This window comes from Gordonia prachuapensis (assembly GCF_036350515.1).
Taxonomy (GTDB): Bacteria; Actinomycetota; Actinomycetes; order Mycobacteriales; family Mycobacteriaceae; genus Gordonia; species Gordonia prachuapensis.
Genome location: NZ_JAZDUE010000008.1, coordinates 54,542 through 75,893 on the forward strand (window position 1 = coordinate 54,542; position 21,352 = coordinate 75,893).

Here is a 21,352-nt window from a genome sequence, read left to right on the forward strand (position 1 = left end):
ACCCTTGGTCCCTGAGGAGCCTCGCGAGGTACGAGCGATGCGCCACGAAGGGTAACCCTCAGTGCCGCTCCAGAATCGAAGCGAGGTCGGCGCCGTCCGGCAGCGCCCCGTACTCGAACGCGCGATCGTCACCGAGTCGCGCGGCGATGAACGCATCCGACACCACCGACGGCGAGAACCGCACCAGCAGTGATGCTTCCAGCGCGAGCGCCATCGACTCGACAACGCCGCGCGCCCGACGCTGCGCCGAGCCGGCATCCATGCGGGCGAGTTCCCCCAGCTGATCGCGGAGGCGTTCGAGATGCAGATCCAGGGTGCGGTTCGCACCCAGTGCCTGGCTGATCTCGGCGTCGAAGGCGGCGATGGATTCCGGTTCGCGGGTCATCGCACGCAGCACATCGAGGGCGATCACGTTGCCGGAACCTTCCCACACCGCCATCACGGGTTGTTCGCGGTAGCGCATCGCGAGCGGGAAGGCCTCAGTGTATCCGTTGCCGCCCAGGCACTCCAGCGACTCGTAGGCGTGGTGGGGTCCGCGTTTGCAGATCCAGTACTTGGCGACCGCGGTGGCGAGCCGCCGGAACGCCTTCTCCTGGTCGGTGGCGTCCTCGTCGTGGGCGCGGGCCAGCCGCATCGCGGTGACGGTGGCGGCCTCGGATTCCAATGCGAGGTCGGCGAGTACGGCGGTCATCGCGGGCTGGTCGGCCAGGGTCGCCCCGAATGCGGCGCGATGCCGTGCGTGCCAGACGGCCTCCGCGACGGACTGCCGCATGCCGGCCGCGCTGCCGAGTACGCAGTCGAGGCGGGTCTGCGCGACCATCTCGATGATGGTGCGCACGCCCCGGCCGGGTTCGCCGACCATGATCGCAACGGTGCCATCCAGTTCGATCTCCGACGACGCGTTGGACTTGTTGCCCAGCTTGTCCTTCAGGCGTTGGATGCGGAAGACGTTGCGGGTGCCGTCGGGTAGGACGCGGGGCAACAGGAAGCACGAGAGTCCTTCACCGCCTGGGCCTTGCGCCTGGGCGAGGACCAGGAACGCGTCCGACATCGGTGCCGAGCAGAACCACTTGTGGCCGGTCAGCAGATAGTCGGCGCCGGGTCCGCCGCGGCCGACCGGTTTCGCCACCGTGGTGTTGGCGCGCACGTCGGAGCCGCCCTGCTTCTCGGTCATCGACATCCCGAAGATCGCCGACTCCTTGGTGGCGGACAGATCGGGGGAGTAGCTGCGCGACAGCGCCTTCGGAACCCACTTGGCGGCGACGTCGGGCTGCAGTTCCAGCGACGGGATCACCGCGTGGGTCATGGAGACCGGGCAGGCGTGGCCCGGCTCGATCTGGCCGAACAGCATGAACCCGGCCGCACGGGCGACGTGCGATCCCGGCTGCGGATCGGCCCAACAGCGGGTGTGCGATCCGTGCGCCACCGACGCCTCGATGATCCGGTGATACGACGGGTGGTACTCGACCTCGTCGATCCGGTTGCCCCACCGGTCATGCGTGTGCAGGACCGGGGTGATGGTGTTGGCCAGGTGCGCGTCGTGCTGGAACTGTGCGCTCCCGACGAGTTGGCCGATCTCCGTCAGCTCGTCCTCGGCCCAGCCGGCATCGTGGCGTCGGATGGCCTCGACGAGAACGGTGTTCAGCTCGAACTCGTTGATGTCGACGCGAGGTGCGGACTGGTTGAGGACGGTGTGGGTGAGATGTGGTTGCGGATGTGTGGTGGTCTCGCTGACGTGCGTCATGGGTTACCTTTCGCTGGTCAGATCGCGTGCTGGAGGACGGTATCGGGGATCTGCAGGTTCGTGAAGACGACGGCGACAGCCTCCTCGAGCGAGTAGCCGAGATGCTCTCCCGCGGCGGCCTGCTGGATGACGAGGCCGAAGATGGCTGACCAGAACGCTTTTGCTTCGACGTCGATGGACGCGCGCAACTGCCAGCCGGTGCGCACCAAGGTGCGCATGAGAGCGTCCTGGCCACGCTCATGCAGGACGCTCAGCGTCTCGCTGATCTGCGGTCGCAGATCGGTCCGCCGCGACGACATCGACATGGCGGTCGTGAACAGTTCGACGTTGCGTGCCTCGGGGCCGAGGAGGGTTGAGATGAGTGCGGTGGTGTACTCGCCGACGGTTGTCGCGAGGGCGGCCGCCTCCTCGGCGTGACGACCTGCGCGCAGTACCGCGTGGCATGCGACCTCGACGAAGAGCTGGTCCTTGGAGCCGAAGTAGTAGGTGACCTGGTTCGGGTGTGCCTCCGCGCGCCGGCAAATCTTTGCCACCGGCGCCGTCTCACCCTGTTCGGCGAACACCTCGGCGGCAGCGCGCAGCAAGGTCTGCCGGGTGGCTTTGCCGGCGTCGCGGGTGGCGCGTGCGGGGTTGGTCACTCAAACATCGTCTCATGTTCTTGTTTGTATGACAAACAAGAACATGAGCACTATGACCCGCCGATCACGTCGCCCACTGCAGACCGGACTACATCCCGCAATAGTTGATGTTCGGGCTCACGATCGTGAATGGGATGCCACCACATCGCCTGAACCAGAGGTTCGAGCGGCACGGGCGGCGGGTGCGCTATCAGGTTGTGCTCCTCGGGAATAGCCTCCAGCATGAGCGTCGGCAGCAGCGAGATTCGATCACTGTGCGCGAGTAGAGCCGGCACAGTCAGGAACGACTCGGTCACGACCTGCGCACGTGGCTCGATGCCGAGCATGCGGAGTTGCCTGGCGGCGGGGGTCGACGCCGCCGCGTCGTGGTACACGAGCACCCAGGGCAGCGTCTTCAGGTCGTCGACCGTTGGTCCGGTCGCGGCAATGGGATTGTCGGCGTCCATCACGATCGCCCACTCATCACGGAAGAGTTCTTCGTTGGGGAGGTCGTACACGAATCCGTGCGGGACCAGGAGCAGGTCACGTTCGGTGAGCACCTGTTCGGCGCGGACGACCAGTTCGGGGCTGGTCGGAATGATGCGGATGCGAGCATGAGGTGCCTTGTCGAGCAGATTCCTGACCACCGCCTCGCCGATCAGTGAGGTCGCGTAATCACTTGTGAGAATAGCGAATTCGCGGATCGTGTCGCCGACGTCGAGTCCGGATCGGCTGTTGAAGACGCGTTCTACGCCTTCGAGTGCGACTCGGGTGCGGGGCCGGAGGTCGGCCGCGAGGGCGGTGAGCCGGTACCGCGCCCCGGCTCGGTAGAGCAACTCGTCGGCGAAATGGCGTCGGAGTCGTCGGAGTGTTGCCGAGACCGCGGGCTGGGTGATGCCGAGTTGCTCGGCGGCCCGCGTGACGCTCTGGTGCTGAAGCACGGCGTCGAGCGTGACGAGCATGTTGAGGTCGAGATTCGACAGCGAACGGGTCGGCTCGCCGTCTCGTGGCTGATTTGGCCTGGTGTCGTCATCGATTTCCATAAATGAAGTTTATGCCGAGCATCAGCAATAGCGTCTTCACTTATTGTGATGCACACCGCAGAGTGGTGACACCACGTCATCGGTCACGTGACCACCACCACTCGGGAGAACAACCTCAATGACTCAGGACACAGCGACGTCGGTCCTCGTGGCCGGCTCCGGGATCGCCGGCTGCGCTGCGGCGATTCTGCTCGCCAAGGCAGGAGTAGCGGTCGACATCGTCGAATCACAGCCTCGAGAACGTGCGAGCGGATCGGGTATCACTTTGCAGGGCAACGCGTTGCGGGTGCTCTCGCACCTCGGTGTGTGGGACGAGGTGGCCGAGCATGGCTATGGTTTCGACACCCTCGGCATCCGCGCCCCTGATGACAACGGCACCCTGATCGTCGAGATGCCCGACGCCAAGACCGGTGGGCCGGACCTCCCCGCGGCGATGGGCATGGAGCGTCCGGTGCTGGCGGCGATGCTGCGTGAAGCTGCCGATCTGGCCGGAGTCAAGTCCCGCTTCTCCACGGAGGTGACGACGCTCGGTCAGGACGCGGATGGCGTCGACGTCGAGTTCTCGGATGGGTCGCGCGGACGCTATGACGTCGTGATCGGCGCGGACGGCGTCAAGTCCGCGACACGGCGTGCCCTGGGTATCGACGTCGAGCCGGCCCCGACCGGCATGGGGATCTGGCGGGTGCTGTGCTCACGACCGGAGTCGATCACCCGCACCGACCTCTACTACGGCGGGATTGGCTACATCGCCGGATACTGCCCGACGGGCGAGGATTCGATGTACGCCTACATCGTCGAAGATGCGCAGGACCGCTCCGGACTCAGCGACGTCGAGCGGCTCGAGATCATGCGATCCCTCGCCGAGCACTACCACGGCCCGTGGGACGACATCCGCGCCCTCATCACCGACGCCTCCCGCATCAACTACACCTGGTTCGAGTCCCACCTGCTCGAGGAGCCATGGAACCGTGGTCGGGTTGTGCTGATAGGTGATGCGGCTCATGTGTGCCCGCCCACCCTCGCCCAGGGCGGCGCGCAGGCACTCGAGGATGCCGCTGTGCTGGCCGAACTGCTCGTCAGCATGCCCGTCGGCGCCGATCTGTGGCGCACTTTCCACGAACGCCGACTCCCGCGCGCCGGAGCGGTCGTCAACGGGTCACTGCAACTCGGACAGTGGATGCTCGACAACGACCCGGCCGCCGACGTCCCCGGCCTGATGGGACGCATCGCGGCGCTCGTCAGCGCGCCCGCCTGACCATCCAGCCCACACAGGGAGACATGACCATGACCGACTACGCATTCACCCATCTACGACACGTGGCGCTCGCCGTGCCCGACTACGAGAAGCAACTCTCCTTCTACACCGAGCAGTGGGGCCTGTCCGTTGCCGGAAGCGACGGTGACGTCACCTATCTCGCTGCCGAGGGATCGCCCGAGTCCTACATCGTCCGTATCCGCAAGGACGCCGACAAACGTCTCGACCTCATCTCCTACGGGGTCGCAGACGCCGACGCAGTCGATGCACTTGCGGAGCGGCTGGGACGTGGCGGCGTGCAGGTGGTCGGCGAACCCCGCGATCTGCAAACACCCGGCGGCGGTTATGGATTCCGATTCTTCGACAACGAGGGCCGCACCATCGAGGTCTCCGCTGACGTGGCCCCGCGCGCACACCGCAAGATCGAGGAGGGCGAATCCATCCCGGTCAAGCTCTCGCACGTCGTCGTCAACAGCACCGACCCCGAGAGCACAGTCGCCTTCTACGAGAAGAACTTCGGGTTCCAGGTCTCCGACATCCTGATGCACCCGCGGATGGGAAAGATGATGTGGTTCATGCGGACCAACAACTGGCATCACTCCATGGCGATCGCGCGAGGACCGCATCCTGCGCTCCATCACGCCTCGTTCGAGATGCGCGGCATCGACGAGTACATGCGCGGAACCGGACGCATGCTGCGCGGCGGCGTGGAGAAGATCTGGGGACCCGGCCGGCACCAGGCCGGCAACAACACCTTCTCCTACTTCCTCGACCCCAACGGCAACACCATGGAATACACCACCGAACTCGAAGTCCTCGAAGAAGACACGTGGCATCCCCATGTCTACGACTTCTCCGACCCGGCCGTCAGCGACCAGTGGGGGACGGCCAACGCCATGGACGAGTTCGTGGCCGCCAAGTCCTTCAATGACGTGGACAAAGGTCTGTTCGTCGCTCCGCCCGTCTGACCTGAAGCTCAGAAAGTAGCAACCACATGCGTTTCGGCACCGTACTGCAATCCGAGGGACATCGATCCGCCGTCGTCGAGTCCGACGCCGGGTGGCATCCGATTCCCGGTGTCGCTGTCTTGGATCTCGTCCGATCTGGCCTTGCCGAGGCCATCGCGATCGGGTCCCGGGCGATTCAGCAGGAGACCGTCCTGCCGGACGAGGGTCTCGTCTTCGATGCGCCCCTGCAGCCGACCACCATTCGCGACTTCGTCACCTTCGCCGAGCATGTCGAGGGTGTCCGGGCCAGCATGCAAGGCGAGTCCGGTGTGCCCGATGCGTGGTATGACGCGCCGCATTTCTATTTCACCAATCCGCACACCATTTCCGGTCCGAACGCCGCAGTCACCATCCCGGACAGATGTGAACAGCTCGACTTCGAACTCGAGGTCGCTGCTGTCATCGGCCGCGCCGGAAGCGACCTGTCGGTGAAGGAGGCCGGCGAGCACATCTTCGGCTACACCATCCTCAACGACTGGTCGGCCCGCGACATCCAACGCCGCGAGATGCAGGTGGGACTCGGTCCGGCCAAGGGCAAGGACTTTGCGAACACGATCGGCCCGGTGTTGGTCACCGCCGACGAGTTCGATGACCGTACCGACGCGGAGGGATTTCTGGCCCTCGGGTGTGTGGCCGAGGTCAACGGCGTCGAGGTCGGGCGAGATGTCCTGCAGAACATGGGCTGGACGTTTCCGGCGATGATCGCGTACGCATCACGTAACTCGCGCGTCGAACCCGGCGACGTACTCGGGTCCGGAACCATGGGCAACGGGGGGTGCCTCGCCGAACTCTGGGGCCGACGCGGCCGCCTTGACCCGCCACCGCTACAACCCGGTGATTCCGTGACCCTCACTGTCGAGGGGATCGGCACGTTGTCCAACACCGTGGTTGGTCGCAGTGGCGCCGCACCGGGTGTGCCCGCGGCGCGGAGGGCTCGCGACCGAGACGCGCTGCGCGCCGCCCACTTCGCAGCCAGCACAGTGCCTGGATGAGTCAGGTGCGCGGCCAGACGGCTGCCGGCAAACCCATGACGATGCTTCTGCTCGAGACGAGGACTGTTTTATGACCACCGATTCCGTTGACATGACAACACGGGTGATCGACCCGGCAGACCCGGAGGCCGCGATCGCCGCCACGGTCCAACGATGCTCCAACTGGGGCCGCTGGGGAACCGAAGACATTCGCGGCACCTTGAACTTCGTCGACAACGAGAAACGTTCAGCCGCCGCCCAGCTCGCGCGTCGCGGTGTTCCATTCAGTCTGTCCTTGCAATTCAACATGGATGGCCCGCAGAAGGGTTGGCGCCGGCGCACCAATCCCATTCATACGATGCTCGACACCGGCACCGACGCCGAAGCCGGCACCCAGGGGTTCCCGCATGGCATCGGTGGTGCCGACGATGTCGTGACCATGCCGTTGCAGTGTTCGACCCAATGGGACGGACTCGGCCACATATTCGATCATGGACGAGCCTGGAACGGCCGACGGGCGGGGGAGGTGGTCACCTCAGCCGGCGACCAGGTGACCGGTATCGAGACCGTCGCCGACCTGTTCGTCGGCCGCGGTGTGCTCCTCGACGTCGGCCGGGTGTGCGGCACCGACGGTGAGCTGCCCGATGGATTCGCGATCACAGTCGAACACCTCGAGCGAACCATTACCCACCACGGGCTGCAGGGCCGGGTGGGAACCGGTGACTTCGTGCTGGTGCGCACCGGCCAACTACAGCGAGCCAAGCGGGACGGGTGGAACGACTATGCGGGCGGCGCAGCGCCAGGGCTCTCCTTCACGACCGCGGACTGGTTGCACGACAGGGAGATCGCGGCCATCGCCACCGATACCTGGGGGTTCGAGGTGCGGCCGAACGAGTTCGACGAGGCGTTCCAACCGCTGCATCAGGTGGCGATCCCGAACATGGGACTGTTCCTCGGGGAGATGTGGGACCTCGACGGACTGGCCGCCGACTGTGCGGAGGACGGGGTGTACGAGTTCTTCCTCACTGCGGCCCCGATCCCGGTGACCGGGGCCGTCGGAGCGCCGGTGAATCCGATCGCGGTCAAGTGACGTCGAGCCCGCAGCCGCTGCCAACCCGCCAACAACCCGAAACCAACTGACAGGAAAAGAACACCGATGTTCGAATACTTCGCCAAGAACAACTACGTCTGGAACTTCGCCGTCGCCGGCACCATGAACAGCCGAGGCCGGATCGACGAGGTCGACCGCGCGTGCCGCCCTCTGCGCGACATCGCCGCAGGCAACGAGGACGTCGGCACCGTCGACTTCCTACGTTCGTGGACGGAGATGGTCGATCGGCTGGTCGCCGCCGCCGACGAGGATGCCGCGAAAGGCCACCGCCGCACCGCCGGTCAGGCCTACGCACGGGCGGCGAGCTACCTGATCACGGCCGAGCGGATGCAGCAGGCCGGCACCACCGAGCGAGAAGCAACGTACCAGCGTTGCATGGACCTGCTGGAGAAGTCCTTCGAGCTCAACGACCCGCTGACCCGTCGCGTGCAGATTCCGTTCCGCGACACCACGTTGCCGGCGTACTACACCAAGCCGGCGGTCGCCGGTCCGGCGCCGGCGATGATCATGTGGAACGGGCTGGACAGCACCAAGGAGCATCAGTACCTGTCCGATCACAGCCTGGAACTCGCGGAGCGGGGGATCGCCACCCTGATGGTCGACTGCCCCGGATCGGGGGAGGCGCTGCGCAAGCAGGGTTTGACGGCTCAGATCGACACCGAGGAGTGGGCCGCGGCCTGCGTCGATTTCCTCGAGTCGGACAGCGACATCGACTCGGGTCGTATCGGGCTCGTCGGATGGTCCCTGGGAGGCTACTTCGCCCCGCGCGCAGCCGCTTTCGAGAAGCGCCTGGCTCTCGTCGTGGCATGGGGAGCCAACCACAACTGGGGCAAGGTGCAACGGCGCCGCGTCGAACGCGAGGGTGAGCGCCCGGTGCCGCACTACTGGGATCATGTGATGTGGGTCTGGGGCCACGACAACCTCGACGAGTTCCTCACGATGGCAGACAAGGTGCACCTCGACGGTGTCGTCGAGAAGATCACGGTTCCGTTCCTGATTGCTCACGGCGCCAACGACCGGCAGATCCCGCTCGAGTACGCGCAACGCTCCTACGACCAGGCCGTCAACAGCCCCAAGCGTGAGCTTCGGGTGTTCACCCCCGAAGAAGGCGGCGCCGAACACATCGGACTCGACGACCTCGGCCACGTGAGCAGCTTCGTCGCCGACTGGGTGGCCGATACCTTCGCCGAAATGGACGCGGCTCCTACAGAGACCGACGAGCGGGTCGGCGCGGGAGCCTGAGATGTCGGAATCCAGAGTCACCATGTCCACGAATCAGCAACGCGCCTATATCCGGCGCGAAACCGCAATCAGCATCGCCATCAACACCGCGATGAGTCTCCTGTTCTTCCTCCTGGTATTCGGGTTCGGGCAACCAGTGCAGGTCTGGGGCATCGGAAACTATGTGTTCGACTTCGTCCCGCAGGGTTTCGTGATCGCGCTGATGGCCACCTTGGTACCCGGCGCGAAGATCAACAAGGCGCTACGCGAGGGGCGCCTGACCCGTGGGGCGGGGCACAGTCGCCTGCCGGCGCGCCTCTGGCAGCGCGCGCTGGTCGTGGCTGTGGCTTCAGCGCTCACTGGGACGGCACTCGCCGCAGTGGTGATGGCGTTGGTCGGCTCCTCGGAGTTGTCCGTTGGGGTCGCGCTGGCGGGAAAGATGGTGTTCGGCGCTATCTTGGCCGCGGTCATCACGCCGTTGGGGATGCGTGCTGCGCTATCGGTCACGACAGCCCCCGTCGGTGCGCCGGTGTCACGCGCGCAGTCGTCGTAGACAAGCGATGCTCTGAGCGAGGACCGGACTCGATCGGGCCGTGGGGGACTGAGCCCAGGGACGGCAGTGTTGTCCACAGGTCGACCGAAGCGAAGTCCTGTGTGTCCGAATTTGTCGGTGGGTGCCGATAGCTTGGTGTCATGCAATCGACCGCGCAGCCTCTGGCCCAGATGGGTGAGGATGAGCATCACTCGGCCACCGAGCTGGTCGAGGTGTTGCATCACAGCAATGCGGTGCGCGCGGCTGCCGATTACCGAATGCTGCAGGCGGCCAGCCTCATCCACGAGGAACGCGAACAAGACCACCTGGTCAGGCTGGCCGCGGCGCTCGGCGAGGAATCCACCTCGCTGGCCGATCTGGAACGTCTCGCGGTGCGCGCCGCCGCCGGTGAGGACCCCCGCGCCCAGTACGGGCCGAACGGACTCGAGCAGGCGGTGGCCGAGGTGGGTGCGGCCCTGACCATCCCACGTCGCGGGCGCGGGAGTTCATCGAGGCCGGCAGTGTGCTGCGCCATCAGTTGCCGTTCACCGGTGCGACCCTGGGCGCCGGTCGCATCGATCTGCCCCGATTCCTCGTTGTCGTCAAGCGCACCAGTCTGTGCACACCCGAGAACCTGGATCTGCTCGACAAACTCATGGCCGAGGCCATCGAGACCCGTGAACCGATGTCGATGACCCGCTTCCTGGCGATGATCGACAAACTGATCGCCCAGAACGATCCGGCAGCCACCCGGCGGCGTCGTGAACTGGTCGACAAGGACCGCAACATCAGCGTCCGCCCGGACCGCCACACCCCCGGCCAGGCACGTATCGGTGGCGCTCTGCCCGCCGACCAGGCGGCCGCGGTGGACGCCCGGCTCAATGCCATGGCCGCCGCTGTGCATGCTGGCGACCCCCGCACGGCGGCACAGCGGCGCGCCGATGCGTTGGTCGCGCTGGGCAACGGCGCCACCACCCTTACCTGTGAGTGTGAGGCCTGCTGCGCCGACAACAACGACACCGAATCCGATGCGGCCGAAACCGATACCGCAGAATCCGATGCTGCCGAATCCGATTCGACCGAACCTGACGCCGCCGAATCCGACCCCACCGCGACGTCCGATCCGGGGGCACCTCGCCCGACGTTCCACATCGTGGTGAACCTGAGCACCTTGCTCGGCCACGACGACGACCCGGCGTTCCTCGACGGGCAGGGCGTGATCGATGCCGACACCGCGCGAGCACTCGTCGCCGAGGCGAAACGCTGCTACGTCCACCCCGACGACGCGAATGCTGCGCAGGTCGAGCGTTACGCGCCGAGCAGGAAGGTCGCCGACCTCATCCGCTCCGGCGAACTGTGTTGCAGCTTCCCCGGCTGCAACAACCGAGCCTTCCACGCCGATGTGGATCACTCCGTCCCGCATGCCGAGGGCGGCCCGACCGATCCACGCAACCTCAAGCCACTGTGTCGGTTTCATCATCGGATCAAGACATTCGCCGCCGGGTGGCGGGACTACCAAGATCCCCTCGGCGAGGTGTTCTTCCAATCACCCACCGGCCACACCTACCTGGGCAATGCGTTCACCGGCCGTGACCTGTTCGAATCACTGACCCGCGCCACCCGACCACCCGACGACCCCGCCCGACAACGCATCGACACCATCCGAGCCCAACGCGGCGCGGCAGTCAAACGCGCCGACAAGCGGGCAATGGAACGATGGAACCTGGAGAATCCACCACCGTTCTGATCAGCGCATCCTCATCGACGGCTCTGGCCGCAGTTGCCAGTCCCCAAGCGGGAAACTGCAACTGCGGCCAGAATCGGCCAGCGTGTGACCGGATCAGCTCCGACTGAGATCCGCGGTGCGATCGGTACCGACCGCACCCGCCACGCCAGTGGTGGACTGGCGACCGGCGGCCGACATCGCCATCACTGCGACGGCCGCGGCGACAAACAGGACCGCCATCACCATGTACAGCGATGTGGGTGACCAGTCGGCGTCGAGCAGGGCTCCGGCAACCAGGGGTGAGAGAATCGCGCCGATCCGCCCCATGCCGATAGCCCAGCCCATGCCCGTCGCTCGGATTGGTGCCGGGTAGGAGGTGGCGGTCAGGGCGTAGAGGCCTGCGATGCAACCGTTCACAACGATGCCCAGACCGAATCCGACGACCAGTGCGAGCGCGAACACCCCGGCGGCCGGGACGAAGATCGTCATGAGTGCCGCGGAGACGACCAGGTAGGCTACCAGGACACGTGCGAGCCGGAATCGAGCCGCAAGCGCCCCCAGCAGGAAGGTGCCCAGGATTCCGCCCAGGTTCAGGATCATCCCTCCGGTGATGCCTTCCTTCGCCGACATTCCCGCTTCGACAAGAAGTTTGGGTGTCCAGCTGGTGACGAAGTAGAACCCGAACATGGTGAAGAAGAATGCGGTCCAGATCAGCAGAGTGGTCCGCTTGTTCTGGCGATCGAACAGTTGCCGTGCGGTGTCGACGACGCCACCCTTGCTGGAGCCGGTGGTCGTGGCGGCAGGCAGTTCACGCAGGGGCGGATGGCCGATACGGCCGGCGAACGCATTGATGCGGTCCAGCGCGCCGGCAGGTTGCCGGACGGTGAGGAAGTCGATCGATTCCGGCAACCGCCACAGAACGAGCGGGATGAGGGCAGCGGTGCACACGCCGCCGACGAGGAACACCGATCGCCATCCGAAAGTGTCGACGAGCAGCAGGGCAGCAAGACCGCCGATCGTGGCGCCGATGGCATAGCCTGTCGAGTTGAGGCTGACCGCGAGGCCGCGCCACCGGTTGGAGGCGAGTTCTCCGCCGATCACATTGCTGCACGCCAGAATTCCGCCGATCCCGACACCGGTCAGGACGCGGAGGATGCCGAGCTGCGTGGCGTTCTGGCTGACGGCGGACAGCATCATGCCGCCAGAAGACAACACCAGACACGCCAGGATCAGCTTGCGTCGGCCGACGATGTCGGCCAACGGGGCCAGCGACAGCGAACCGATGGCCATGCCGAACAGTCCCGCGCTGAGTAGAACGCCGAGCACGCTGGTGGACAGGTTCCAATCGTCGGACACCGAGGTGGACGTGAAGGCCATGGCGAGAACGTCGTAGCCGTCGAGGACATTGAGCAGGATGCAGATGGAAATTGCGGTCCATTGATAGCGCGACATCGGACTCTCATCGATGGCGCGGCGTAAGTCGGTGGTCATGTGCGGTCTCCGTTCAGGTTTCGGAAAGTGGTGGACTGATGGAGGGAAAGGTCGAGGCGGGCTGATCGGGGCGTGGCTCATCGCCGCCGGCCCGGCACTACTGGACGGCGGATGATGGAGTCGGGCCCGGAGGGGCAGGTCAGGTGTGCAGGCGCAACGGAATCGATCTCCACGAGCGAAGCGTGTTGTTCAGGTGCCGCTGCGGGGTGCCGGTGAGCTCGATCTTGCTGACCCGCTTGGCGAGAGCAGAGAGCAGCGCTTCCGATTCGAGTCGTGCGACGTGCTGTCCGACGCATTGGTGGATGCCCATCCCGAAGCCGACATGCCCGGACGGGTCGCGGTACAGGTCGAACTCGTCGGGTTGCGCCCAGCGGCGGGGATCGCGGTTGGCGGCGCCCAGGAACATGAGGATCTTCTCGCCATCGGGGATCACGACATCGCCGATGTGGATGTCGTTGGTGGCGGTGCGGAAGAACGTCTGAACCGGCGATTCCCAGCGCACGGCCTCGTCGAATGCTGTGCGCGCCAGATCCGGGTTGTCGCGGACGCGCTGCCACTGGTCGGGGTGAGTGGCGAACGCGTAGAGCACGGCCGCGAGTCCGTTGACAGTGGTGTCGACGCCGGCGGTCAGCAGTGACCGCACGATGAGTGGTGCCTGGGTGGCGGTGATGTCGCCGCGGTCGCTGGCCGCCCAGATCTGCGCGCCGAAACCGTTGTCGTCGAGGTTCTCTCGTTGACACTGAGCGTTGACCCAGGCGGAGAGTTCGGCCACATACGGCTCGCCGGCCGCCACGAGACTGTTGTGCGGGCCGAAGGCGTTGAAGGTGTGGTTGCCGTACGGCAGCAGGTTCTCGCGCCCTTCCTTGGGCAGGCCGACCGCGTCGGGAAACACTCGCAGCGGGAAGGCTTGGGCGAGAGCGGGAACGGCGTCAATGGTGTCGCCGCCGGACAGAACCTGGTCGACGAGGTCATCGGCGTCGGCGAGCCACGCGTCCCGCATGCGCATGAGTGCACGCGGTCCGAGCACCTTGGTCAGCACCGCACGCGGAGCGTCGTGGAAGGGCGGGTCGGCCTCGAGCAGGACGCTCGGTGGCCGCCATGGCTTCTCGTGCCGGAAGTTGCTGAGCCCGACGCCGGCCGAGGATTGAAAGGACTGCCAATCGGTGAGGGCCGCCCGCACCTGCTCGTAGCGACCCATGGCGTACACGCTGTACTTGTCCAGGTGGACAACAGGTCCCGCGTCCCGCAGTTCGGCCTGGAATGCCAGCGGATCCTCGAGGAGGTCGAGCGCGAACGGGTCTGCGTCCGAGGTGGGCAGGGTGGTCCGGGCTGTGATGGTCATGATGCTTCCTGGATCAGAGGTGCCGAATCAGATGTCGGGGATCAGATGTCGAGGGTCAACCGGTCGGAGCGGGAGCGGGACACGCACACCAACATGCAGTCGCCGGCGTCGCGTTCGTGTGGTTCGAGGACCGCGTCACGGTGGTCGGGCTGACCCGCCAGGACGGTGGTCTCGCAGGTGCCGCATACTCCCTCGCGGCAGGACGTGAGCACACCCACGCCCGCCGACGACAGTGCGTCGATGATGCTCACGTCTGCGGCGATCGTCAGCACGCGCTGTGATCGGGCGAGCTCGAGTTCGAACGGGGTCGTCCGGGCCGGTGCAGGATCGATCGAGGTGAAGCGTTCGATACGCAGCTTCCCGGCTGGCCACGTCGAAGCGTGCGACGACAACTCGTCGAGCATGGACACGGGTCCGCAGGCGTACACCTTGGTCATGTCGTCGACCGACGCCATGTGTTCGGCGAGGTCGACACGGCCTTCGGTGGAACTGGCGATCGTGGTGATGTGGTCGCGATGGGGGGCCAGTTCGCCGACGAATGGCATCGAGTCGAGGGTGTGGCCGAGGTAGAGCAACCGCCACTGCGCGCCGACGATGTCGGCCTGCGCGATCATCGGGATGATCGGTGTGATGCCGATGCCGCCGGCGATGAACAGGTAGCGGTCGGCCGGGGTCATCGGGAAGTTGTTGCGGGGGCCGCCGACCTGGATCTCATCCCCGACGCGCAGTTCGTCGTGGATGAAGGCGGAGCCACCTCGGCCGCTCCGGTCCCGGCGCACCGCGACCGTGTATGTGTAGGCATCCCAGCGGTCTCCGCACAGCGAGTACTGGCGTGTGAGCCCATTCGGCAGGATCAGATCCAGGTGAGCTCCCGGAGTCCAGTCCGCCAATCGACGACGGTCGGCGTGGGCGAGCGTCAGCGTCACCACATCGGTGGCGACGCGCCTTTTCTCCACGACCTGCAGTGTGTTGCCAGAATCAGAACGGCTTCCCATGGTCTTTCCTCGACGATCGCTTTCCTTGACGACGGTTCCGTCAAGGTTCGCCGGATCGGCAGGAGCCCTACTACAGCGTTCTCAATCATTGAGAGAGAAAGAGTGCGGTGAATCACCGTGACGATGGTTGTGGCGTCGACATCACACGTCCGATGCCTCGCGCTGCGGCTTTCAGGGCCGGGATGCGGCCGAAGGCGGCGTCGTCGTTCGGGACAATGAGGCCGAGTGCGGCGACCACCTGGTCACCGCGACCGCGGATAGGCACAGAGATGCCGGTGGTGGTGGGGAAGATGTGACCGGCGCACAGCGCGTATCCCTCGCGGCGGATGTGGGCGAGCGCGGTGCGCAGCTGGGGTCCAGTGGTGATCGTCTTGTCGGTATACGCCTTCATGGGCTGGGAGGTCACCTCGTCGGTGACGGACGGATCGGCATGCGCGAGCAATACCAGGCCGGACGAGGACGCGTGCAGGGGTAGTCGGCCGGCGATCCGCGAGTAGTTCACCACTGGCGACGGTGAGGTGAGACGTTCGAGGAACAGGACCTCGGTGCCCTCCCGGACCGCGAGTTGGACGTCGTTGCCGATCACATGGTGAAGGTCCTGCATGAAGGGCATCGCGGCGGCGCGCAGTCCGACCGCGGGTGACGCGCGCGAGGCCACCTCCCACAGCCGGACACCGATCCGCACCCCGTGGTCGGTGCGCTCCAACCAGTGCGCCCGCACCAATTCTTCGATGAGGCGCGAGGCGGTCGCGACATGCAGCCCGGACCGGCGGGCGATCTCGCCGACGGTCAACTCCTTGTCATCGACGCCGAAGGCCTCGACCACACGAATGGACCGTGCGATCACGGATTCGCCGGTGGACACGCGGGGCATGGCACCGATTGTGCGCCACTCGTGACCGCTGCAGGGTAACTGCCGGCGATCCGGTCAGCGCACCGTGAGTTCCGCCCCGGTGCAGGCGATCACGTCGTCGACACGGACACCTGGTGCGACCTCGGTCAGCACGAGGGTGCCGTCGACGACGACGTCGATGACACCGAGGTTGGTGATGATCCGGTCCACCACGCCGGCTCCGGTGAGCGGCAACGTGCAGACATCGAGGATCTTGGGATCACCATTGCGGGCGGTGTGTTCCATGAGCACGATGACGCGCGCTGCACCGTGAACTAGGTCCATCGCGCCACCCATGCCCTTGACCATCTTGCCGGGGACCATCCAGTTGGCGAGGTCGCCGGTGCGCGAGACCTGCATGCCGCCGAGGACCGCGGTGTCGATGTGTGCGCCACGGATCATGCCGAACGACAACGACGAATCGAAAAAGGCGCCACCGGGATTGATGGTGACGGTCTCCTTGCCGGCGTTGATCAGATCGGGGTCGACGGTGGCCGGGGTGGGGTAGCCGCCGGTGCCGAGGATGCCGTTCTCGGAGTGCAGGGTGACCTGGACACCTGCCGGGAGGTGATCGGGGATCAGCGTCGGCAAGCCGATGCCCAGGTTGACGTACTCCCCGTCGATCATCTCCGCGGCTGCGCGGGCAGCCATCTGGTCGCGGGTCCAGCCGGTGATCTCCGTGCTCATCGTCATCGCCCTGCTCCTCCGGGAGTACTGGTGGTCATCTTCTCGATCCGCTTGTCCTGGGGTCCGGTGTGCACGAGCCGTTGAACGAAGACTCCCGGCAGGTGAACGTCGCTGGGTGCGATGGCACCTGGTTCGACGAGTTCCTCGACCTGCGCGATGGTGATCCGCCCGGCCATCGCGGCGAGGGGGTTGAAGTTCATCGCGGTCTTGTCGAACACGAGGTTGCCCGCGGTGTCACCGATCCGGGCGTGGACCAGGGCGAAGTCGGCGGTGATCGCTTCCTCCAGAACGTAGCGCCGGTGCCCGAAGGTTCGGGTCTCCTTGGGTGGGGACATGACCGCGACAGATCCGTCGGCGGAGTAGCGCCAGGGCATCCCGCCGTCGGCGACGGGTGTGCCCACGCCTGCCGGTGTGTAGAAGGCCGGTACCCCCGTCCCGCCCGCGCGTAGTCGTTCGGCGAGCGTGCCCTGCGGCGTGAGTTCCACTTCGAGCTCACCGGCCAGGTACTGACGCGCGAACTCCTTGTTCTCGCCCACATACGACGCGGTCACCCTGCGGATACGGCCCAGCGACAACAGGATGCCGAGGCCATGGTCGTCGACGCCACAGTTGTTGGAGAAGACCTCGAGGTTGTCGGGCCCGGCGTCGGCGAGTGCGGCGATCAACCGGTCGGGGATACCGCACAGTCCGAAGCCGCCCACGGCGAGGGTGGCCCCGCTGCCGATGTCGGCGATCGCAGCGTCCACCGTGTCGACGACTCGTGTTGTCACTGTGACTCCCTTCGCATGCGTTCGTCTGCTGAACGTCACCTCGTGCCAGGTGAGTGTTTCTCCGCGCAGTTCAGAGGTCAACATCGAAGCCTCAAGTCGGGGCAGAGTGTTCGAACGGTGGTGGAAGGCGGCCGGATGCGTTCACTCAGTGAACGCTATTCTGGCGGTTGTGCCCGCCGAATCAGGTAACCGTGTCATCGCTCGCGCGGCCGCCCTGCTGCGTGCGGTTGCGGCCACCGAGGCCGGCAGCGCCACCACCTCGGACCTCGCCCGGGCCGCCGACCTCGCCCGGCCCACGACTCATCGGCTGCTCAGCGCACTCGCTGATCAGGGGATCATCGACCGAGACCGCAGGACCGGCTTGTGGTCACTGGGACCCGAGTTGTACCTGCTCGGCGCAAGTGCGGCGCACCGATACGACATCACGTCTGTTGCCGGTGATGTCATCGAGCATCTTGCTCGTGAGACCGGCGAGAGCGTGTTCCTCTCCGCGCGCCGCGGTGACGAGACGGTCTGCGTGCTGAGTCGGGAGGGCAGCTTCCCGTTGCGATCGCACGTGTTGCACGAAGGTATTCGGTTCCCGCTGGGTGTGGCGTCTGCGGGTCTGGCGATTCTCGGTCACCTTCCCGATCGGGACGTCGACGACTTCTTCAGTCGGAACACCCTGGAGCCGGACTGGGGTCCGGATCATGCCGAGGACGCTATTCGCAGGCGCATCGAGTTGACTCGCCGGGACGGGTACGCGACGAACCCGGCGCTCCTGGTCGAGGGGAGTTGGGGACTCGGGGCGGCGGTGTTCGATCAGAACGGACTACCTGCATGGGCGGTGAGCGTCACCGGGGTACAGACACGGTTCACAACCGACCGTCGTCGGGCGATGGGCCGACTGCTGTTGGAGGGGGCTCAGGACCTGTCGGTGAGATTGCGCGAGAGAAGGTGAGGCTGCGCGGGTCGTGTCGGCTCCCGCGGGCCGTCGACGCACCGCGTGAACCAATCCGACCCGCGGCAACGAGCCATGCATCGACCTCCTCTCGTCGAATGACGATCCCGTCGAGATCGGGACTCGCGTGTGCGAGAATCGTTGCCAGGCGGCCCAGGGATCGTGTCCCGATGCGGGCCAAGGGAATTGGTTTGTGTGCGCAACGAAACAGTCCACGCCGCGGCCGATCCACACACTTTGATCAGTGGTCTGATTCCGATCTCGAGCATGTTCAGAGGAGAGCAGCCATGACCACACTGATTCGACAGGCCGGCTTGGGAGTCGCCGCTGTGGCGGCTGCGACGCTGGCTTTCGCGCCACTGGCATCGGCGGCACCGACCGATGCGGCCTCGACCCAGCAGCCGCAGGACGTCGACACCACGATCCGGATTCCGGACATCCCGGTGCCGCTCCTTCCGGTGCCTCTGCTGCCGATCCCCGTGATCCCCATCTTCCCGTTCCCCGACGTCCCGAAAACCGCGTGCATCACGATCTTCTGCTTCCCGATCGCGGCCTAGTCCCGGCGTATTGCCTCGCAGGTCGTCGCAGCCAGGCGTTCAGACCTTCGGAATGTGGTGGCGCGCCATCACCGCATCGATCAACGTGTAGACGGCGGGCTTCGACGCGGCGTCGGTGTACTTGACCTTGACGCAACCCTTGGCCGGCTGGCTGCCGCCGACGGTTGCCTTCGCGGCATCGACGTGATCGAAATCGATCGCGTGCGCGGACATCGTCCGGGATGCGGCAGTGAACATCACATAGCCCTTGAGGTACGAGTCCTCGAACCGGAACATCGGGACGCCACGAAACATGATGAGCGGCACCGAGGGATAGTGGTGCTCGACGTAGTCGTGGAACTCGCGTAGCCATTCCTGCACGAGTTCGGTCTGCGCACCGATGTACTCCTCGGGGGTCTGGGCGCTCATGTCGCGATGTTAACCGACGCTCGCGATTTGTTGGTGGCCAACGATGTTGATGCTGACGCTTCTAGCAGAGGTGACTCGATCAGAGGCTTCGCACCGCCACGCTGTGCAGACGTTTGAGACCGGACCATGGCGCCGGATGCCTCTCACCGGCCGTTCAGCCCGAACGGTTTCAGGAACTCCTCGACCATCGGCAGCACATCGACAGCCGGGTCGTCGTCATAGAGGACCCGTACGATTGCCCGAGCCACCGCATTCATCTGGCCGCGCGCCGGCCCCCAGTTGCCGGTCGGTGGCAACTGCCCGAGCAGCGCGACGACGAACCGGCCATCCCGTCCGAGCACACCTGTGCTGTGCAATTGCCCCCCGCCGCCGACGCAGCACATCCATCCCTGCTTCGCGGCAACGGATTCGGTGAGGCCGGGGGCGAGCAGACCGTAGTTCTTCGCAAATCCGTCCGCGGCGACCGCCGGCGGGTCGGTCATTGGCCTCATGATCGAGACACGGTCGGCCGGAGGCATTTTCAGGATGAAGTCGAAGATCTTCACCATATCGGCCGCGGTGGTCGTCGCCTCGGCCCACAGGGCCGGATTGCCCGGCGGCGCGGTGCCCGTCAGCCCGACCCGCCGTGACACCCGCCCGATCCCACCCATACCGTCGAAGCGGGTCCAGAGTTCGTTCATCGCCTGATCGTCGCTGACGGCCAGTGACCGCTGGATCAATTGCAGGTCCCGCTGACCGACGGCCAGGCCGTTCTCGCGCCGACGGGTGATGATGTCCACGGCCACGACGACTTTCACCAACGACGCGGTCAGTGTCGGCGTCCTCGCGGCCGCGTTGGTGGCGAGACTCCCGAATCGACGGTCCAGAATCGCGATACGGGTGGCGACCCGGCCGCTGCGAGGTACGTCTTCGGCGGCTGCAACCGCCGATTGCGCCCGTGGGGTGGGCGGCGCGAACGGCAGCGCCGACCCGGTGGCACCGGACCCCGGACTGATGAAAGGTAGGACGACCACCACGACAGCCACCAGGGTGAGCACCAGTGCGGCTCGCGGACTTGCCGTCGGCGTGAGTTCATTACGCGGCTCGGTCATTGCAGATCACCACTCGCGTCGAATGTCGAAGTTGCGGCAGCGGGGCACTCGGGTCACATACCCGCTGAATCGGTCAACTTCTTCAACCCACTCGAATCCGACACTAGCCCCACGCCGCCGGGATCGCAGGCAGTCCGATGTCGATGCAGGTCAACGGCCGTCAATACGGGGTACTGTGTGTTTCCGTGTCCCCCAGCGTGCGCGAATACACCACCATCAGCCATCCCGAACCGAACACCCGGATCTGGCATGAGATCGACGGCGATGGCCGACCCGTTGTGCTGCTACATGGCGCGTTCTCTGGTGCGTCGGCGTGGGGTGGTCAGGTGCCGGCACTCGTCGAGGCGGGGTGGCGCGTGTACTGCCCGGAACGTCACGGGCACGGCCACAGTCCCGACGTCACTGACGAATTCCACTATGCGGACATGGCCGACGAGACCATCGCCTACCTCGACGAGGTTGTGGGTGGGCCGGCGGAGCTGATCGGCTGGAGCGACGGGGCGGTGGTCGCCGTTCTGGTCGCTCTGCGACGACCCGACCTCGTCGGTCACCTGATTCTGATCGGCCAGTATTTCAACAGCTCTGGCCGTGCGACCGGCGGCATGCTCGACGCACTCGAGACCGCGGATCAGGACACCGTGGATTTCTTTGCGGCAGAGTACGCCTCGGAGTCGCCGGACGGCGCCGACCATTTTCCGATCGTCTGGGACAAGACCATGGCGATGATCAGGTCGGAGCCCGAGATTGATCTGGCGGAGTTGTCGGCGATCTCCGCGCCGACGTTGGTCATGCAGGGCGATCGCGACGAGGTGACCCTCGATCACAGTGTCGGCGTGGTGGATTCGATCGCGGGCGCGCGGTTGTGCGTCATCCCTGGTTCGCACCTCATCCCGATCGAGGCGCCGCAGTCCGTCAACAGCGTACTGTTGCAATTCCTCGCGGAGTGAAGTCA

21 protein-coding genes are annotated in these 21,352 nt (G+C 65.7%); 10 read left to right on the forward strand and 11 right to left on the reverse strand.

Annotation, left to right across the window (positions count from 1 at the left end; translation table 11 throughout):
• Positions 1–58: 58 nt before the first annotated feature.
• From V1Y59_RS11035 to V1Y59_RS11045, 3 genes are read right to left on the reverse strand one after another with little or no spacing between them, the layout of a single operon-like run.
• Complete coding sequence (locus tag V1Y59_RS11035; protein WP_330505008.1) at positions 59–1,744, reverse strand: acyl-CoA dehydrogenase family protein; 1,686 nt, start codon at positions 1,742–1,744, stop codon at positions 59–61.
• A 17-nt stretch (positions 1,745–1,761) separates the two neighbouring features.
• On the reverse strand, positions 1,762–2,382 hold the full coding sequence (locus V1Y59_RS11040) for a TetR/AcrR family transcriptional regulator C-terminal domain-containing protein (protein ID WP_330505009.1): 621 nt from the start codon (positions 2,380–2,382) through the stop codon (positions 1,762–1,764).
• Between the two features lie 50 nt (positions 2,383–2,432).
• Positions 2,433–3,404 (reverse strand): LysR family transcriptional regulator, encoded by a 972-nt coding sequence (locus V1Y59_RS11045; protein WP_330505010.1) that lies wholly within the window; start codon positions 3,402–3,404, stop codon positions 2,433–2,435.
• Between the two features lie 118 nt (positions 3,405–3,522).
• On the opposite strand from V1Y59_RS11045, the gene V1Y59_RS11050 reads away from it, so the two are divergent.
• The 7 genes from V1Y59_RS11050 (at position 3,523) to V1Y59_RS11080 (ending at position 11,248) form a co-directional block, all read left to right on the forward strand.
• Entirely contained in the window at positions 3,523–4,659 is a 1,137-nt protein-coding gene (locus tag V1Y59_RS11050; protein WP_330505011.1) for an FAD-dependent monooxygenase, read from the forward strand.
• A 29-nt stretch (positions 4,660–4,688) separates the two neighbouring features.
• The gene (locus V1Y59_RS11055; protein ID WP_330505012.1) at positions 4,689–5,627 is read left to right on the forward strand and encodes a VOC family protein; all 939 of its coding nucleotides are present in this window, start codon (positions 4,689–4,691) and stop codon (positions 5,625–5,627) included.
• A gap of 26 nt (positions 5,628–5,653) precedes the next feature.
• The gene (locus V1Y59_RS11060; RefSeq protein ID WP_330505013.1) at positions 5,654–6,658 is read left to right on the forward strand and encodes a fumarylacetoacetate hydrolase family protein; all 1,005 of its coding nucleotides are present in this window, start codon (positions 5,654–5,656) and stop codon (positions 6,656–6,658) included.
• Between the two features lie 70 nt (positions 6,659–6,728).
• On the forward strand, positions 6,729–7,727 hold the full coding sequence (locus V1Y59_RS11065) for a cyclase family protein (RefSeq protein ID WP_330505014.1): 999 nt from the start codon (positions 6,729–6,731) through the stop codon (positions 7,725–7,727).
• Between the two features lie 66 nt (positions 7,728–7,793).
• Positions 7,794–8,990, forward strand: a complete 1,197-nt coding sequence (locus V1Y59_RS11070) for an alpha/beta hydrolase family protein (protein ID WP_330505015.1) — start codon at positions 7,794–7,796, stop codon at positions 8,988–8,990.
• A gap of 1 nt (position 8,991) precedes the next feature.
• Positions 8,992–9,522: a hypothetical protein gene (locus V1Y59_RS11075; protein WP_330505016.1), complete on the forward strand. Its 531-nt coding sequence runs from the start codon at positions 8,992–8,994 to the stop codon at positions 9,520–9,522.
• 502 nt (positions 9,523–10,024) lie between these two features.
• Positions 10,025–11,248, forward strand: coding sequence for an HNH endonuclease signature motif containing protein (locus V1Y59_RS11080; protein WP_330505017.1), 1,224 nt, complete (start codon positions 10,025–10,027; stop codon positions 11,246–11,248).
• Between the two features lie 93 nt (positions 11,249–11,341).
• Here V1Y59_RS11080 and V1Y59_RS11085 read toward each other — a convergent pair whose 3' ends face one another.
• The 6 genes from V1Y59_RS11085 to V1Y59_RS11110 form a co-directional block, all read right to left on the reverse strand.
• Positions 11,342–12,718, reverse strand: coding sequence for an MFS transporter (locus tag V1Y59_RS11085; RefSeq protein ID WP_330505018.1), 1,377 nt, complete (start codon positions 12,716–12,718; stop codon positions 11,342–11,344).
• 139 nt (positions 12,719–12,857) lie between these two features.
• The gene (locus tag V1Y59_RS11090) at positions 12,858–14,060 is read right to left on the reverse strand and encodes a cytochrome P450 (protein ID WP_330505019.1); all 1,203 of its coding nucleotides are present in this window, start codon (positions 14,058–14,060) and stop codon (positions 12,858–12,860) included.
• Between the two features lie 41 nt (positions 14,061–14,101).
• Positions 14,102–15,055 carry a PDR/VanB family oxidoreductase gene (locus tag V1Y59_RS11095; protein ID WP_330505020.1) on the reverse strand — a complete coding sequence of 318 codons (954 nt, stop codon included), beginning with the start codon at positions 15,053–15,055 and terminating at the stop codon, positions 14,102–14,104.
• Between the two features lie 112 nt (positions 15,056–15,167).
• A complete protein-coding gene (locus V1Y59_RS11100; RefSeq protein ID WP_330505021.1) occupies positions 15,168–15,929 on the reverse strand; it encodes an IclR family transcriptional regulator in 762 nt (253 codons plus the stop codon).
• A 54-nt stretch (positions 15,930–15,983) separates the two neighbouring features.
• Positions 15,984–16,640 carry a 3-oxoacid CoA-transferase subunit B gene (locus V1Y59_RS11105; RefSeq protein ID WP_330505022.1) on the reverse strand — a complete coding sequence of 219 codons (657 nt, stop codon included), beginning with the start codon at positions 16,638–16,640 and terminating at the stop codon, positions 15,984–15,986.
• Positions 16,637–17,404, reverse strand: a complete 768-nt coding sequence (locus tag V1Y59_RS11110; RefSeq protein ID WP_330505023.1) for a CoA transferase subunit A — start codon at positions 17,402–17,404, stop codon at positions 16,637–16,639. Before V1Y59_RS11110 ends, V1Y59_RS11105 begins: the two co-directional genes overlap by 4 nt.
• Positions 17,405–17,573: 169 nt before the next feature.
• Between V1Y59_RS11110 and V1Y59_RS11115 the strand changes: the two genes are divergently transcribed.
• Together V1Y59_RS11115 and V1Y59_RS11120 are read left to right on the forward strand one after the other, a co-directional pair.
• Positions 17,574–18,344: an IclR family transcriptional regulator gene (locus V1Y59_RS11115; RefSeq protein ID WP_330505024.1), complete on the forward strand. Its 771-nt coding sequence runs from the start codon at positions 17,574–17,576 to the stop codon at positions 18,342–18,344.
• Between the two features lie 287 nt (positions 18,345–18,631).
• Positions 18,632–18,901: a hypothetical protein gene (locus tag V1Y59_RS11120; protein ID WP_330505025.1), complete on the forward strand. Its 270-nt coding sequence runs from the start codon at positions 18,632–18,634 to the stop codon at positions 18,899–18,901.
• A gap of 39 nt (positions 18,902–18,940) precedes the next feature.
• Here V1Y59_RS11120 and V1Y59_RS11125 read toward each other — a convergent pair whose 3' ends face one another.
• A complete protein-coding gene (locus V1Y59_RS11125; protein WP_330505026.1) occupies positions 18,941–19,309 on the reverse strand; it encodes a hypothetical protein in 369 nt (122 codons plus the stop codon).
• Positions 19,310–19,452: 143 nt separating this feature from the next.
• Positions 19,453–20,400 (reverse strand): serine hydrolase, encoded by a 948-nt coding sequence (locus V1Y59_RS11130; protein ID WP_330505027.1) that lies wholly within the window; start codon positions 20,398–20,400, stop codon positions 19,453–19,455.
• Between the two features lie 185 nt (positions 20,401–20,585).
• Here V1Y59_RS11130 and V1Y59_RS11135 point away from each other — a divergent pair, with 185 nt between their 5' ends.
• A complete protein-coding gene (locus V1Y59_RS11135; RefSeq protein WP_330505028.1) occupies positions 20,586–21,347 on the forward strand; it encodes an alpha/beta fold hydrolase in 762 nt (253 codons plus the stop codon).
• Positions 21,348–21,352 lie beyond the last annotated feature (5 nt).